At 56.9% G+C, this 16,165-nt stretch carries 9 protein-coding genes; 7 read left to right on the top strand and 2 right to left on the bottom strand.

Annotation, left to right across the window (positions count from 1 at the left end; all coding sequences use genetic code 11):
* Nucleotides 1-159: 159 nt before the first annotated feature.
* Both hemN and NBV64_RS11275 read left to right on the top strand, forming a co-directional pair.
* On the top strand, nt 160-1,581 hold the full coding sequence (hemN, locus tag NBV64_RS11280) for an oxygen-independent coproporphyrinogen III oxidase (protein WP_021446507.1): 1,422 nt from the start codon (nt 160-162) through the stop codon (nt 1,579-1,581).
* A 122-nt stretch (nt 1,582-1,703) separates the two neighbouring features.
* The gene (locus NBV64_RS11275) at nt 1,704-2,852 is read left to right on the top strand and encodes an NAD(P)H-dependent flavin oxidoreductase (protein ID WP_021446508.1); all 1,149 of its coding nucleotides are present in this window, start codon (nt 1,704-1,706) and stop codon (nt 2,850-2,852) included.
* A 14-nt stretch (nt 2,853-2,866) separates the two neighbouring features.
* On the opposite strand, the gene NBV64_RS11270 is transcribed toward NBV64_RS11275, so the two are convergent.
* Entirely contained in the window at nt 2,867-3,403 is a 537-nt protein-coding gene (locus NBV64_RS11270; protein ID WP_009461759.1) for a hypothetical protein, read from the bottom strand.
* Between the two features lie 343 nt (nt 3,404-3,746).
* On the opposite strand from NBV64_RS11270, the gene NBV64_RS11265 reads away from it, so the two are divergent.
* The 5 genes from NBV64_RS11265 (at nt 3,747) to NBV64_RS11245 (ending at nt 14,490) form a co-directional block, all read left to right on the top strand.
* Nucleotides 3,747-9,656 carry an alpha-2-macroglobulin family protein gene (locus NBV64_RS11265; RefSeq protein ID WP_250755820.1) on the top strand — a complete coding sequence of 1,970 codons (5,910 nt, stop codon included), beginning with the start codon at nt 3,747-3,749 and terminating at the stop codon, nt 9,654-9,656.
* A complete protein-coding gene (gene pbpC, locus NBV64_RS11260) occupies nt 9,640-11,802 on the top strand; it encodes a penicillin-binding protein 1C (protein WP_250755819.1) in 2,163 nt (720 codons plus the stop codon). Before NBV64_RS11265 ends, pbpC begins: the two co-directional genes overlap by 17 nt.
* Nucleotides 11,803-11,876: 74 nt before the next feature.
* Nucleotides 11,877-12,464, top strand: a complete 588-nt coding sequence (locus NBV64_RS11255; RefSeq protein WP_009461761.1) for a hypothetical protein — start codon at nt 11,877-11,879, stop codon at nt 12,462-12,464.
* Between the two features lie 113 nt (nt 12,465-12,577).
* On the top strand, nt 12,578-13,033 hold the full coding sequence (locus NBV64_RS11250; RefSeq protein WP_021446511.1) for a hypothetical protein: 456 nt from the start codon (nt 12,578-12,580) through the stop codon (nt 13,031-13,033).
* 161 nt (nt 13,034-13,194) lie between these two features.
* Nucleotides 13,195-14,490: an aspartate carbamoyltransferase gene (locus tag NBV64_RS11245; protein WP_026483408.1), complete on the top strand. Its 1,296-nt coding sequence runs from the start codon at nt 13,195-13,197 to the stop codon at nt 14,488-14,490.
* 84 nt (nt 14,491-14,574) lie between these two features.
* On the opposite strand, the gene NBV64_RS11240 is transcribed toward NBV64_RS11245, so the two are convergent.
* Nucleotides 14,575-16,095 (bottom strand): CoA-acylating methylmalonate-semialdehyde dehydrogenase, encoded by a 1,521-nt coding sequence (locus NBV64_RS11240; protein WP_021446512.1) that lies wholly within the window; start codon nt 16,093-16,095, stop codon nt 14,575-14,577.
* Nucleotides 16,096-16,165 lie beyond the last annotated feature (70 nt).

Here is a 16,165-nt window from a genome sequence, read left to right as displayed (position 1 = left end):
TAATAATACGATATATGAAGCTAAATTCAGTCCAACAGCCATAAAAAAAGCGTTTTTTTAGTTATTGCGGCCTTGATGCAGGTCAAGCGCATGCTTGAGGTTTTCTCTCACAATAAATGCTTGACTAGAAGAAACAGGTCTCGTGCAGGAGGACCCTTTATGCCGCAAACACTGGAAGCATCGGATGCCAGCGCCCCCACCGCGCCGGATATCGAAATCTCTGAAGCCCTGATCCGGCGTTTTGATCGTTCCGGGCCTCGCTATACCTCCTATCCCACTGCAGATCGTTTTTTTCAGGACTTTCCTGCTCAGCCTTATATTCACGAATTATCGCGGCGCGCCTTGAGCAGCAGTAATCCGCCTCTGTCGGTTTACCTGCACATCCCGTTTTGTCAGTCGCTTTGCTATTTCTGTGCCTGCAACAAGATCATCACGCAGGATCGTAGCAAGAGCGAGCAGTACCTGGATTACCTGCTGCGCGAAATTGATATGGTCACCCAATATATGGGTGAAGACCGGCGCACCGAACAACTGCATTTGGGCGGCGGCTCGCCCACTTTCCTGGACAATGAACAGTTGGCCCGCTTGATGGCCAAGCTCAAGGAGCAGTTCGCGTTCACGGACGATGCCGAACTGGGCATCGAGATCGACCCGCGTACCTTGGCGGAAGGCACGCTCCAGAACTTGGCGGCTCTGGGTTTTAACCGTACCAGCTTCGGGGTGCAGGATTTTGACCCCAATGTGCAAAAAGCGATCAACCGTATTCAGCCCTTCGAAATGGTCAAACGCGCCATTGAAGAAAGCCGGGCTGCCGGTTTCCAGTCCATCAACACGGACCTGATCTACGGTCTGCCTTTGCAGACCCTGGAAAGCTTTGCCATCACCATTGACTCCTTGGTGCAACTGCGACCAGATCGCATCGCTCTGTATAACTACGCGCACTTGCCAACGCGATTCAAGGCGCAGCGTTTAATCAATGAAGAAGAACTGCCCGATGCCGACCAGCGTCTGCAACTGTTCCTGATGTCTTCGCAGCGTCTGCTGGATGCAGGCTATGTCTATATCGGTCTGGACCACTTTGCCTTGCCGACCGACGAGCTGAATCTGGCCCGCCTGGACGGTAGCCTGCACCGCAACTTCCAGGGCTACACCACCCGCGCAGCCTGCGATCTGGTTTCTTTTGGCGTGTCGTCTATTGGTCAGGTGGGCACCATGCATGTGCAAAATGCCCGCAGCCTGCGCAATTATTACGCCGATATAGACCGGGGGCGTTTGCCCATCGAGCGGGGTATTGTGATGCAGCAGGACGATCGCCTGCGGGCGGAAGTCATCATGCATTTGATGTGCAGCATGCCAGTGCCTATCTTGCGTCTGGAAGCGCGTTACGGCATTGATTTTGCCAGCTATTTCTCTGCCGAGCTGCAAGAGCTCAACAGCTATGCCGACGCTGGCTTGCTGACAGTCGATGCCCAATCCATCCAGGTTCTGCCCAAAGGCCGTTTGTTTGTGCGCGCCTACAGCATGGTGTTCGACAAGTACTTGAGCCAGGAAAGCGGTGCCCGCTATTCCCGCCTGATTTAACACAGTGGCCGTCCTTGCAGACGGCCACGATTCTATTGCCCTGTTTCTGGTCCCGACGTGGCCGGCAGGTTCTTGCATCAACCTAAGGTATCAACATCGTGCTAAAGACGGATTTACGTCTCATGTCCCTGAAGGGAAAACTGCTTTTGCCTATTGTTCAAGGCGGCATGGGAGTCGGTATTTCGGCGTCCCGGCTGGCCGGTACTGTGGCCGCATTGGGCGGGCTGGGGACGATCTCCAGCGTGGATTTACGGCGTCATCACGAAGACCTGATGGACAGCACCCAGGGTGATGTCGAAAAAGGCGTGGTCGATGCAGCCAATTTGCAGGCCCTGGACCGCGAGATCAATCGTGCCCGAGAGCGCTCGGGTGGCAACGGTGGCATCGCCGTCAATATCATGAAGGCTGTCTCGCAGTATCCCGAGTATGTGCGTCAATCTTGCGAAAGCGGGGCAGATGCCGTGGTGGTGGGCGCTGGCCTGCCGCTGGATTTGCCTGAGCTGGTTCAGGATCATCCCAAAGTTGCCTTGATTCCAATCTTGTCGGATGTGCGCGGCGTCACTTTACTGGTGAAGAAATGGCTGCGCCGCAAGCGTTTGCCGGATGCAGTCGTTCTGGAAAATCCCCGTTTTGCCGCAGGCCACCTGGGGGCCGCCGATGACCAATCCTTGAACAAACCTGAATATGCTTTCCAGCGCGTTCTGGAGGGCTGCCGTGCCTTGTTTCGCGAGCTGGGCCTGGAGGCCGAGCGTATTCCATTGATCGCCGCCGGCGGGATTCATCGTCCGGAACAGCTACGTCAATTAATGGATTGGGGTGCAGATGGGGTGCAAATGGGTACTGCCTTTGCCGTCACCGAAGAAGGTGATGCGCATGAGAACTTCAAGCGTGTGTTGCTGGATGCCGAGCCCAAGGACATCGTGACCTTTATGAGCGTGGCCGGACTGCCTGCCCGTGCCGTGCGTACGCCGTGGCTGGATGCTTACTTGCACAAAGAGCAAAAGCTGCAATCGGTGGCGCGAGAGCGTGCTTGCACGGAAGGCTTTGATTGCCTGGCACATTGTGGCTTGCGCGATGGCGTGCAGCGTCATGGTCAGTTTTGCATTGATCGTCAGTTGGCCTATGCTCTGAAAGGTGATGTACAGCGCGGTCTGTTCTTCCGTAGTTCCGAAGCCTTGCCTTTTGGCAAAGCCATGAAATCGGTGCGCGAGCTGATGGACTATATGTTGAATGGCCGCAGCAAAACGCCGGGCGTGGTTCCTGCGGCCTAAACGGGATCAAGGGCTTAGCCCTTGATTTCGCGGATCAAGCCTTCCTCACCGCCATCAATGGTGTGGACGGCTTCCTTCCTTTGTGTCTCCAGTGCCAGGCGGCGGGCAATTTCATAGCATTCTTCAATATGCTGGTTGCCGACTTTGCGCAGCACTACAAAGCTGATGGAAGCGGAAATGGCGCTGCCTATCAAAGGCACATATTTGGCGCCGTATTTCCCGGCCAGTTTCTTCGCTCCCAGACGCACCAGAATATTGACCACGCGATCTGTAGTCAGCACGCGTCCCACCATGCCCAGGCCCATACTGGTTCCCCCCACGACCACCAGCTTTTTCAGCTCCGGGCTCAGGGCGTCCACATCGTTGGCCGTCAAGCCGAAGCGCGCATTGATGATGGGGATGACTTTCATCAGAATCGCCACATCCGTACCCACATCCACACCAGGGATGGGCACCACGGCTGCCGCTGCTGACAGCAGAGCGCGCCGACTGATTAGTTTGCGACATTCCTCGCGGGTTTTATCCAGTTCCTGCAGTGTCATCGTGCTCATGTGTCTGTCCTGAAATCTAAGCGGATTGATCGTGCAAGCCTTAACCCATATGGGGCGAGTACCGTGCTTTTCCAGTGACTGCCTGGGCAATTATGTTTCTTATCGTAGTGGATGCCGCCAGTTTTGGGAAAAAAGCAGGGTATTGGTCGCATTTGAAATTTTTTCTTTCAAATGCCATGAATGCTTCTACAAACGGGTGTCGTGAACAATTAAAGCCCGGTGTCTTTTTCTGTTGCACTTGGTGGCATTCTTTATGCGCTTTCGGGGCTAGTCAGACACGCTCAGAGGGTCTGATTTCTATTAAACTGGCGCCGAAAATAGCACATTCCATAGGGGAAGAACGATGCATCGCCAGTCTTTGCTGGGTTTGATGTTCTTGCTGGGTGTCAGTAGCGCCCAAGCCATTACGATAAGCAGTTTCTCGCCCCAAGGGGCGACATCGGATTTGCGGGATGTCAAAGTCACCTTTGCCACACCCGCAGTTCATTTTGGGGATTCGCAATTGCCTGCACCCGTTCAGGTGCAGTGTGATGATCCTTCGGTAGTCGGTCAGGGCCGTTGGCTTGATTCGCGCCGCTGGATTTATGAATTCGACGAGCGTCCAGGACCAGGCTTGAGTTGTACGGCCGTCGTGTCCAAAAGTTTTCGCAGCATCAATAATGAAGCGATTAGCGGACCGGCTCAATATCGTTTTAATTCAGGCGGCGCCATTCTGGAAAGCAACCGCCCGTATTACAACATTATTGATGAAGACCAGGTCTTTCTATTCAGCTTCAATGCGCCGGTTAATAGCGCCTCTTTAGTCAAGAACGGCTATTGCCGGGTAGAGGGTATTGGCGAGCGTATTGGCTTGAAAGCCATTGAGGGTGCCGAGCGCGACGCCATGGTTCGCGCCGAGTTCTATGTGGACGAGGTAGACGACCGATACCAGGCCGTCCAGTGTGCGCGTCCCCTGCCAGCGGATGCCAGCGTGTCGGTGGTGCTGGAGCCGGGCATCATGACCCAGATTGAGAATCGCAAGGGCGTCCCTAATACGGACCGCTATACCTACGATTACAACGTGCGCCCCGAGTTTACCGCCTCGCTCACTTGCATGCGTGAGCGCGCAGAAGCGCCTTGCACGCCGGTTGGCAGCTTCGGTGTTCAGTTCTCTGCGCCCGTCGCTTACGAGTACTTGAGCCAGATTCGTTTGGAAGCCGGCAAGCAGGTTTGGGAACCCAAGTCTGATAGCGACGAGGCATGGCAGGATCGTGGGCCTGGCCAGTACGTGCGTTTCGAGGGTCCTTTCCCTGAAAACGCCAAGCTGACGGTCAAGATTCCGGACAGCCTGACGGACGACGCAGGTCGCCGCCTGAAGAACCCGCAAGTACTGAGCAACGGCATGAGCACCACGACCTATCCGCCGCTGGTGAAGTTTGCGGTGGAGCCTTTCGGGATTGTGGAGCGTTTCGGCCATGCGGATCGTGACGGATCGGACGATTCCGATCCGCCAGCCATTGGCTTGAGCCTGCGTAATGTCGAAGCCAATCTGACAACTCAGCAAATGCTGGTGTCCGCCGGTCAGGTGGGGGCTCTTGCCGTGAAGGACGACAAGGAAGTTCTGACCTGGTTCTCCCGTCTGCGCCAGCTGAACTATTCCTGGTCGGTCACCCCCGACTATCTGAAGACCATGATGGGTAGTGACTTCCATGTCACCGCTCCTTTGAATGAGAACGGCTACCTGGATCTGCGTGCTCAGCCCCTGTTGCAAGGCAAGGATCTGAAGAAGCTGGACTTGCCCGGCATGGATCAAAAAGGCGAGCGTCCTTTTGAATTGATTGGCGTGCCGCTGAAAGAGCCTGGTTTCCATGTTCTGGAAGTCGCTTCTCCACGTCTGGGAGCTTCCTTGCTGGAGGCGGCCGGTACCATGTACGTGCGTAGCTCTGTGCTGGTGACCAACCTGGGTGTGCATATCAAGAAAGGTGGTGACGATTTGCTGGTCTGGGTCACGACACTGGATGATGCCAAAGTCGTGCCCGGCGCGAAAATTCGCGTGATGAACTGCCGTGGTGAAGAGCTGCTGCAAGGTGAAACAGACGAGAATGGGATGTTCCATCACCCGCAGGCGGTGTCCAGCCCGGATTACTGCCAGGAAACCAGCTTGTCCGGTTTGTTCGTGACGGCGCGAATCGACAAGAACAACCCCATGGCTCGTGGTAAAGATGATTTCAGCTTTGCCTTGAGCGAGTGGAATTCGGGTATCGAGCCTTGGCGCTTCAATGTGCCTTACAACTGGGGCGGTCGCGATGAGGCCATTGCTCACACTGTGATGGATCGCAATCTGTTCCGTGCGGGTGAAGTGGCCCATATGAAACACTATGTACGCGAACGCGTGCGTGACGGTTTCAAGGCTCCAGCTCGCTATCCCGACACCATGATTGTCGAGCACGATGGCAGCGGCAAGCGAATTGAGCTGCCCTTGAAGTGGCAAAAGACAGCGGCAGGCAGCGTATTTGCTCTGACCGACTGGAAAATCCCCAAGGACGCCGAGCTGGGTGTGTATCGCTTGCGAACCGAAGGCGAGGATCAGTACTTCAACTTCGGCGGGTTCCGCGTAGAGCAGTTCAAGCTGCCTGTGTTGGGCGGCAGTATCAAGCTGGGTGACGGTCAGGATCGTCCTTATCTGGTCAAACCCAAAGAACTGCAGGCCGACCTGCAGTTGCAGTACCTGTCTGGTGGCCCGGCCGATTACTTGCCGGTTCAGTTGTCGGCGGTCGTCCGCTCGGCAGGAACGTCCTTCAGCGCCTATGACGATTTCAGCTTTGTCCCTCCCGAGAAAGTTGAACAGTCTGATGTCTCGGACTCCCGTGTTTTCCTGAACAAGAAGCGCTTTCAGCTGGATGCACAGGGTGGTTTGCGTGCCACGCTGGATGAGTTGCCTGCGGTGGATCGTCCTTCCGAATTTCTGGTAGAAGCCACTTTTGCCGATCCGAACGGTGAAATTCAAACCTTGACCCAAACCGTGTCCGTATGGCCGGCCGATGTAGTGGTGGGTCTGCGTGCAGGTAGCTGGTTGGCAGCCGGTTCGTCCACCAAGCTCTCGGCTATCGCGGTGAGCCCGGACGGCAAGCCACTGAAAAACGTGCCTGTGCGTATTGAGGCGGCCAATGTGCAGCGTTTCTCGATCCGCAAGCGTATGGTGGGTGGCTTCTACAGCTACGACAATCAGGAGCAGCGCGAAGACCTGGGCACGATCTGCGAAGGTCGCAGCGACGATCAGGGTCTGGTGCAGTGTGATGTGAAACTGGAGAAGGGCGGTCAGGTCGAGCTGCGTGCCATTGCACGCGATGGCGAAGGCCGCGAGTCCGTTGCTGCCAGCACCGTCTGGGTCAGTGGCTCCGGTTACCTGTGGTTCGGTGGTCAGAACGATGACCGTATCGACGTGATTCCTGCGAAGAAAGTTTGGGCTCCTGGCGAGACAGCCGAGTTCCAGGTGCGCATGCCGTTCCGCGAGGCCACGGCCCTGGTGTCGGTGGAGCGTGAAGGTGTCTTGCAGGCTCAAGTGGTTCAGCTGGAAGGCGACAGCCCTAACGTCAGCGTGGAGATCAAGCCCGAATGGGGGCCGAACGTTTACGTGTCCGTGCTGGTTCTGCGTGGCCGTCTGCGTGAAGTGCCTTGGTACTCTTTCTTTAGCTGGGGCTGGAGTCAGCCTCTGACTTGGTACAAAGCCTACTCGGAAGGCGGTGGTGAGTTTGTTGCCCCGACAACTACCGTGGACTTGTCCAAGCCTAGCTATCGTTTTGGTCTGGCCAGCATTGAAGTCAGCAGCCAGCAAGATGCACTGGATGTGAAGGTAACGACGGATCGCAGCCAGTACGCGATTCGTGAGCAGGCCAAGGTTGATATTCAGGTCCTCAAGTCCGATGGCACACCGGCAGCCGGTGCGTCCGTGGCCTTGGCGGCTGTGGATCAAGCCTTGCTGGAACTGAGCCCGAACAATAGCTGGAACCTGCTCAACGCCATGCGTGCCTTGCGCGGCTACAACGTGCAGACCGCCACGGCGCAGTCTGAAATCGTGGGTCGTCGTCACTATGGTCGCAAGGCTGTCGCAGCGGGTGGTGGCGGTGGCAAGAGCCCCACTCGTGAATTGCTGGATACTTTGCTGCTGTGGAAAGGCAATGTGGAGCTGGACGCACAAGGTCGCGCAACGGTGACCGTGCCGCTGAAAGACTCCCTGACCCAATACCGGATTGTGGCCGTCGCCGATCTGGCGGGCGACCGCTTTGGTAGTGGTTCGGCTCAGATCGTCACAACGCAAGACCTGCAAATCATTTCCGGTTTGCCAGCCATTGCTCGTGAGGGTGATGATTACCAGGCCCAAGTGACGCTGCGTAACAGCAGCCCCCGTGCCATGACCGTGAAGGTGCAGGCGCAGTACCGTGGTAAAGGCTTGCCCTCGGCGGCCTTGCCAGAGCAAACCGTTGAGCTGGCTTCGGGCTCGGCTAAAGTGGTTTCCTGGCCCATGTCGGTTCCACTGTCCAGTGGTTCGGCCGATTCGCACCAGATGGAGTGGAGGGTGGATGCACAGGAAGTTCAGCAGTCCGGCGCCACGGGCAAGGCTGCCAAAGACAGCCTTGCAATCAAGCAGGAAGTCTTTACCGCGACCCCCGTTACGGTTCAGCAGGGAACATTGGTTGCCGTGGGTATGGATGAGCCATTGAACATGTCGGTGCAGGCACCGGCCGGTGCCTTGAAGAACGAACAAGGCGTGGTTCAAGGTGGTCTGCAAATGTTGTTCCGTTCCTCCTTGGGTGGCGGTATGGAAGGGGTGCGTGCCTGGTTTGAACGCTATCCTTACAGCTGCTTTGAACAGCAAGCCTCGCGTTTCATGGGCCTGCGTTCCGAAGAGGCGTGGGCTGGCCTGATGCAGCGCATGCCGTCTTATATGGACGAGAGTGGTTTGTTGCGTTACTTCCCCAGTAGCTATGGGTGGGGTAGCCGCGTGTTGACCAGCTACATCCTGGATATCAGCTACATTGCGGAATCCATGGGCTTGAACTATCCCATCCCGGACGGCTTCCGCAACGAGATGCTGCAAGCGCTGGAAAACGTGGTGAATGGTCGTATCCCGAGCATGCAAACGGTCTCTCGCCAAGAGCGGGATCTTGAAGTGATTCGTGCGACGGCCGTGCTGGCCAAGTACGGCCGTGCTCGCGTCAACATGCTGGATTCGGTGGAACTGAACCTGCAAAGCTGGCCCACTGAAATCCTGCTGGCCTGGGTGGATCTGACTCAGCGTTTGCCGGGCATCAAGAAAGCCGAGCAGACACGTAAAGAAGCCATGAATCTGATTCAGGCACGTCTGGTCAGCCGTGGTACCCGTCTGGTCTTTGGTGAGGACGCGCTTAACGGCAGCCCATGGGCCATGACCAGCCGCGTGACCAACCAGGCTCGCCTGATGCTGCTGGCCAATGAAATGTCGGACTGGACCGAGGACATGCCTCGTCTGGCCCAGGGTCTGTTGGCGGAGCAGCAACGTGGTGCATGGCGCATGACCACTGAAAACCTCTTGGGTAGTTTGGCTATTGAACAGTTCAGCCGTCATCACGAACAGAACCCTAGCGGTCAGTCCATGGTGATTCTGGGCTCGGAAAGTGCCCAGGTGGTGGATTGGGACATGCTCAAACCTGACGGTCAGGGTGTGCGCTCTTCCAGGATTGATGTGCCTTGGCGCGGCGATCAGGCCGATAACCTGAGCGTTGAGCAAATGGGTGAGGGCAAGGCCTGGATCGAAGTTCGCTCCCTGGCTGCGGTGCCCGTGACCAAGCCTGTTGCGGCTGGTTTGAGCATGGAGCGTCACATCGAAGCCGTGGAGCAGGCCAAACCCGGTGTATGGAGTCGTGGCGACATCATGCGCGTGAAGATCAAGGTCAAGGCTCAAGGTCAGGCAAGCTGGGTGGTGGTGTCGGACCCGATTCCTGCCGGTGCCACTATCCTGGGCAGCGGCCTGGGTCGCGACTCTGCCATGGCAACGGCCGGTGAAGAGCAGTCCGGTCATTGGCCCAGCTTTGTCGAACGCCGCTTTGATGGCTACCGTGCTTACTACGAGCGCTTTGAAGAAGGCACGACCGAAGTCAGCTACACGGTGCGTCTGAATACAGTGGGTCAGTTCGTGCTGCCAGCCAGCCGTGCTGAAGCCCTGTACGAGCCCGACGTGTTTGCTGTCTGGCCTAACGAGCAAGTTCTGGAAGTTGTGGATGCACCAGCAAATTAAAGCAGGACTGCTGGTGTTGGGACTGGCCCTGTGGGCCAGTCCCGGGCAGGCCATGCCCAGCTACAAGGAAGTTCGGCAAGCCTACCGATCGTCCGATGTGCAGGTCCTGGATCGTCAGGGCCAGCTTGTCCAGCGAGTCCGTCTGGACTTTCGTCAACGGCGCGGCGATTGGGTCGCGCTGGAGCAAATTTCTCCGGCCTTGCAAATGGCGGTCCTGGTGTCTGAAGACCGCCGTTTTGAATCTCACGGTGGGGTGGACTGGTTATCAGTGGGCTCCGCCGCGTGGGATGGCCTGTTTGCCGGACGCAGTCGCGGTGCTTCTACGATTACCATGCAGCTGGCCGGCCTGATGGATCAGGATCTGATTGGTGGTCGAGGTGGGCGCTCGGTCTGGCAAAAGCTGGATCAGGTGGTGGCCGCCCAGTCGCTGGAAGACACCTGGACCAAGCCGGAAATTCTGGAAGCCTATCTGAATCAGGTGGCTTTTCGGGGTGAGCTGGTCGGGGTGGACGCGATGGCGCGTACCTTGTTTCAAAAGCAGGCCGCTGCGCTGGATGCACGCGAATCTGCCATTGCCGCAGTTTTGCTGCGCGGCCCCAATGCCTCGGCCTTGATGGTCGAGCGCCGGGCGTGTACGACCCTGCAAGAGATGGGACGCGCCGAACTATGTCGAGAATTAAGTAATCTGGTGCCGGTGGCTTTGCGCCGGGCCGGACAGGCCCCTTTGGGGCAAGCCCAACTGGCCCCTCATTTTGCCCGTTGGGTTCTGGATCAGAATCCTGAAATCAAGGCCGGTGACAGTATTCGTACGACCTTGGATACGCGCCTGCAAACTCAAGTGCAAGCCAGTATGCGGCGCCACTTGCTGGATCTGCGCACCGCACGTGTTCAGGATTCTGCGGTGGTGGTGCTGGATAACCATAGCGGACAGGTCCTGGCCTATGTGGGTTCCAGTGGCGATCTGTCCGAGGCGGCCGAGGTAGACCATGCCCGTTCCTTGCGGCAAGCCGGTTCCACGCTCAAGCCCTTTTTGTATGAGATGGCGATTGAAAAGCGCCTGTTGACCGCCGCATCCTTGCTGGAGGATTCGCCGCTGAATCTGTCCACCGGCAATGGCCTGTATATCCCGCAAAACTACGATAAGCAGTTTGTGGGCTGGGTCAGTGCGCGCAATGCTCTGGCTTCTTCCCTGAACATTCCTGCTGTGCGTGTGCTGACCATGCTGGGGCCTGCCAACTTGGTGGATCGCCTGCGTGCACTGGGCCTGAATCTGCGCCAGGATGGCGATTTCTATGGGTATAGCCTGGCTTTGGGCAGTGCCGATGTCACCTTGCTGGAACTGACCAATGCTTACCGTGCACTGGCCAATTTGGGCCAGACGCAAGCTGTGCAAACACGTATGGATCAGCAAGCCGCTCCCTTTCATTCTGTGATGGATGAGGGGGCCAGCTGGATTGTGGGTGATATGTTGTCGGACCGTCAGGCTCGGGTGCTGACCTTTGGATTGGACAGTGCTTTGAGTACACCATTTTGGAGTGCGGTTAAAACCGGGACCAGTAAAGACATGCGTGACAACTGGGCCCTGGGTTGGACAGAGCACTATACCGTTGGCGTTTGGGTGGGAAATAGTGCTGGCCAAAGTATGCAAGATGTATCAGGTGTCAGCGGGGCAGCCCCGATCTGGCACGAGGTGATTTCGCTCTTGAACCAGCGTCGCCCCGGTCGTCAAACGGCCATGCCTGCACAGGTGCAGGTGCGCCAGATTGAGTTTGTACCCGCCATGGAGCCTGGCCGGGAAGAGTTTTTTGTTGAAGGCACGCAGACCGATCGTGTGGAATTAAGTGATGTGAATCTGGCCTATGCCGGCCCGGCCCGTATCCGCGAGCCGGTCAATGGCACCATTTTTGCGTTGGACCCGGATATTCCACCGCAAAACCAGCAATTGCGTTTGTTGGCCCAAGGGCAGATTACCGAGCCCTTGGTATGGTGGGTGCAGGGAGTAGAAGCAGGAAAGGGGGCGCAGCTGCGAATTCCATTGGTACCCGGAACGCTGCGCATTGAGTTGAAAACTGAACAAGGTCGCTTAATGGATCAAGTCAGCGTACAAATTAGGGGTGCGCAAATGACAAGCTTTAACAAAGATTAACCGCTTGCGCTTTTACATGACTGATACACTGCTATCCTTATTGATTCTTCGTAAAGAGAGGGGGGAACTTCACTATGATGACTTTACGCACACTCGCTCGAATTTTGGCTCCTGTTGGCCTGGTCGCCTTGGCCGCTTGTCAAACCGTTCAAGAAAAGCCGAGCGACAAGGCTGGCACCTCCAGCGCCGCAACGCAAACCACTCCCTCCACGCCTGCGACGGGTGCTCAGCAGCCTCAGGCTCAAGCTGGTGCCGAGCAGCAAGCTGCGCCTGTACAGATCTTCCTGGCTGATACTCAGGAACAAGCGGGTTGGGCACGTGTCGACGTGCAACCTAATGGTGTCTTGTTTGTGAATCCGCGTGCCGTGGTGGTGCGTGAGGATCTGGTTGGCGTGCAAGCCGGCACCAACGACAGCAAAGAAGGTTTGCTGGCTTTGGATCTGACTCCAGAGGCTGCTCAGCGTCTGCTGCAAGTTACCACTCAGTTCCCCAAAAAGCGTCTGGCTTTGGTCGTGGGTGACACCATGCTGGCTGCCCCTGCTTACGGTTCGCCCGTTAAAGATGGTCGCCTGATTTTCATGGTCGGTACGGAAGCTAACGCTTTGGCTGCTGCCCGCGCGATTGCCGGTCCACAGGCTACCCAGACCAACGGTAAGAAGTAAGCGCTGCTGGCTCGTCTGAATGCTGTCCTGGTCCTGGGTTCACCCATGCCCGGCTTTTTGAAAAACGCGGTGGGTGCAAACCCGCCGCTCTTGTTACTAACAGGAAAGTCGGTATGGTGACCCCGCCAGGCAGTCTCGCTTTTTATATTCTTTCTTTTCGGGTTCTGGTCTGCCTGCATGGGGCTGCGCTGCTGTTCATCATGCTGATGGGCACTGGAGCGATTGGATCTGTTTTCGTCCCCGCTTTTTTGCGCCTGCCCTTGTTCGTTTTTCTGATGGGGCTGGTTTCGGCGTTTCTGGCCTTGTGCTGGAGTCACTGGACCCTGGCGTGGCACAGCTCCAAAGCAGGGCGACGCTGGGCCTGGATACCCGGTTTCTGTTCGGCCTTCTTTCTGGCCTTGAGCCTGGCTCTTTTTGTAATTGGCGTATGGGGTACCTTGGGCCTGGCCGATTTTGCCTATCAGCATAGCGAGTGGCTTACCTCCGGCCAGCAAGATTACGACGGTTTTGTCGTTCCCAATAATGACGAAGCCCAGCCCTACACTATGCCTTATCGGCAACATCCTTAGCTTGCCTTCCATTTGAACGCTACGTTCAGACAGCAGCGTTTCAAGCCTGCTGCGTAGAGTGTCGTTGTATTTTCTGCAATAGTCTCAATTCTTGCTCGCTTTTTTATCAGCCGCAGTCTTAAAATGTGCGCATTGCGTATATTTCATAAGCGAGAGCTAATATGGCCGTCTCCCAACAAGTTTTTTTGCGTGATGCAATGCGTCGCCTGAACCTGACTCGTGACGTTTTTGCGGCACGTATTGGGGTGAAGCGTCGTGCACTGGATACCTGGCTGCTGCCTGAAGGCTCTTTGGAGTCGCGGGCCATGCCCGAAGTGGTGCAGCGTTTTGTCACGGAAATCGTGGAAAACGAAGCCTTGCTGAGCAAGTATGCGCAAAGCGCACAGTCCGGTCCTTTGCGTGACCGTATTGCCACCGGCGGCAAGCATCAGCTCTTGTCCGTAGACCAGTTCACCCGCGAAACCGTGGAAGAACTGTGCAGCCTGGCCGATATCATGCAGCCCATCGCCCGCCGTCAAAAAGTGTCGCGCGTGCTGGAAGGGGCGGTGCTGGGTAACCTGTTTTTTGAAGCCTCCACCCGTACTCGCGTCAGCTTCGGCTCGGCCTTCTGCCGCCTGGGTGGTTCGGTGTGCGATACCACTGGCTTTACCTTTTCTTCCATGGCCAAAGGCGAATCCATTTACGACACCAGCCGCGTCATGAGCGGCTATGTGGATGCCATGGTGATTCGTCACCCTGAGCAAGGTTCGGTCGCGGAATTTGCGCGTGCCACCAATATTCCTGTGGTGAACGGTGGTGACGGCGCGGGCGAACACCCCAGCCAGGCCTTGCTGGATCTGTACACCATCAGCACGGAGTTCTCCCGCCTGGGCAAGTTGCTGGATGGCGCACATATCGCCCTGGTAGGGGATCTGAAATATGGCCGTACCGTGCACTCCCTGATCAAGTTGCTGGGTATGTACCGTGGCCTGAAGTTCACCCTGATCTCGCCCCCCGGCCTGGAAATGCCCGAGCACATTGTGGAGCAGGTGGCCAAGCAAGGTAAGCACGTCATCGAGCAGACGACGTCCCTGGAAAAGGGCTTGCCTGGTGTGGATGTTATTTACGCTACGCGTGTGCAGAAAGAGCGCTTCGAAGAAGGGCAGGACGGCAGCTTCACGGCCGACTTCCAGGTCAATAAAGCCATTATTGACCGCTGCTGCGGCCCCGATGTAATCGTGATGCACCCACTGCCACGCGATAGCCGTGAAGGTGCCCATGATTTGAGCGTGGATCTGAACCACGACCCTCGACTGGCCATCTTCCGTCAGGCTGACAATGGTATTCCCGTGCGTATGGCGATTTTTGCTGTGCTGCTGGGTGTGGAAACGCTGGTGCAGCATTCCATGCGCGATGTGACCTGGAATCCTCCTTCGCACATCGGTCCTGATGATGCGGTTTTCCACGGCATGTACTAAGTTGAGCAGGTGTCAGCGCTAAGTACACGCAAGCATTAAAAAAACCGGGGCTCTGATTCAGAGCCCCGGTTTTTTGTTCGTGATTTACTTGGACGTAGGCATGGCGAATTCCGCACCCTTGGAGATGCTTTCAGGCCAGCGCTGCATGATGGATTTCTGGCGGGTGTAAAAGCGGACACCTTCTTCACCATAAGCGTGCATATCGCCAAACAGGCTCTTCTTCCAGCCACCAAAACCGTGCCAGGCCATTGGCACTGGAATTGGCACGTTGATACCAACCATACCCACGTGGATGCGGCGGCCAAATTCACGGGCCACGTTGCCGTCGCTGGTAAAGCACGCTACGCCGTTGCCGAACTGGTGCTTGTTGATCAGTTCAATGGCACTGGCCAGATCCGGTACGCGTACGCAGCACAGCACAGGGCCGAAAATTTCTTCCTGATACACGCTCATGTCGGGGGTGACGTGATCGAACAGGGTGCCACCCATCCAGAAGCCGTTCTCGCAACCTTCACCGGCTTTGGCGCCGTCAAATTCGCGACCGTCGACCAACAGTTTGGCGCCTTCCTGTACACCTTTGTCTATGCAGCTGCTGATGCGCTCGCGCGCTTGCTGTGTCACGATGGGGCCCATTTCGGCGGCGGCATTGGTGCCATTCAGAATCTTCAGGCTGCGAGTACGTTCTTCCAGCTTGGGCAGGATGCGATCAGCAGAGTCACCCACCAGCACGGCTACCGAGATGGCCATGCAACGCTCGCCAGCCGAGCCGTAGGCGGCACCGATCAGGGCGTCCACGGTCAGGTCGATGTCGGCATCCGGCATGACGACCAGATGGTTCTTGGCACCGCCCAGGGCTTGCACGCGTTTGCCGCCGATGGCGCCCATTTCATAAATGCGGTTGGCAATCGGGGTGGAGCCCACGAAGGAGACGGCTTGCACGTCCTGGTGATTGACCAGTGCCTCAACCGCGTCTTTATCACCTTGCACCACGTTGAACACGCCATCGGGCAGACCGGCTTGTTTCAGCAGTTCGGCAATGAACAGGCTGGGGCTGGGGTCGATAGGGCTGGGCTTGAGCACAAAGGTGTTACCCGCCGCGATGGCAACGGGGAACATCCACATGGGCACCATGACAGGAAAGTTGAACGGGGTGATACCGGCCACCACACCCAAGGGCTGGCGCATGGTCCAGTTGTCGATATTGGTGCTGACTTGTTCGGTGAAATCGCCTTTGAGCAGTTGAGGAATGCCGCAAGCAAATTCCACAATTTCAATACCGCGGGTGACTTCGCCCATTGCATCGGACAGAACTTTGCCATGCTCGGCCGTAATCATGGCTGCCAGCTTTTCCTTGTTCTCGTTGAGCAAGGATAAAAAGTTGAACAGCACACGGGCGCGGCGTAGCGGTGGGGTGTCGGCCCAGGCGGGGAAAGCGGCCTGGGCGCTGGCCACAGCGGCGTCAATATCTTGCTGGCTACCCAGTTTGACTTTGGCGCTGACCTGGCCGGTGGCCGGGTTGTACACCGGTTGAGTACGTGTACCGGCGCCAGCCTGCTGGCCACCTCCGATGTAGTGAGCAATTTCGGGGGTGTTTAACTCTGTCATGGTGATGCTCCTGCTGGGATGAATTAAAACAAGGGGCGGTAACCCGATCGGGCTGGGCTACCGCCAGAGT

The organism is Alcaligenes sp. DN25 (genome assembly GCF_023674485.1).
Taxonomy (GTDB): Bacteria; Pseudomonadota; Gammaproteobacteria; order Burkholderiales; family Burkholderiaceae_B; genus Alcaligenes; species Alcaligenes phenolicus.
The sequence above is the reverse complement of the archived record's forward strand: the minus strand, read 5'-3'. Positions and strand labels throughout refer to the sequence as shown.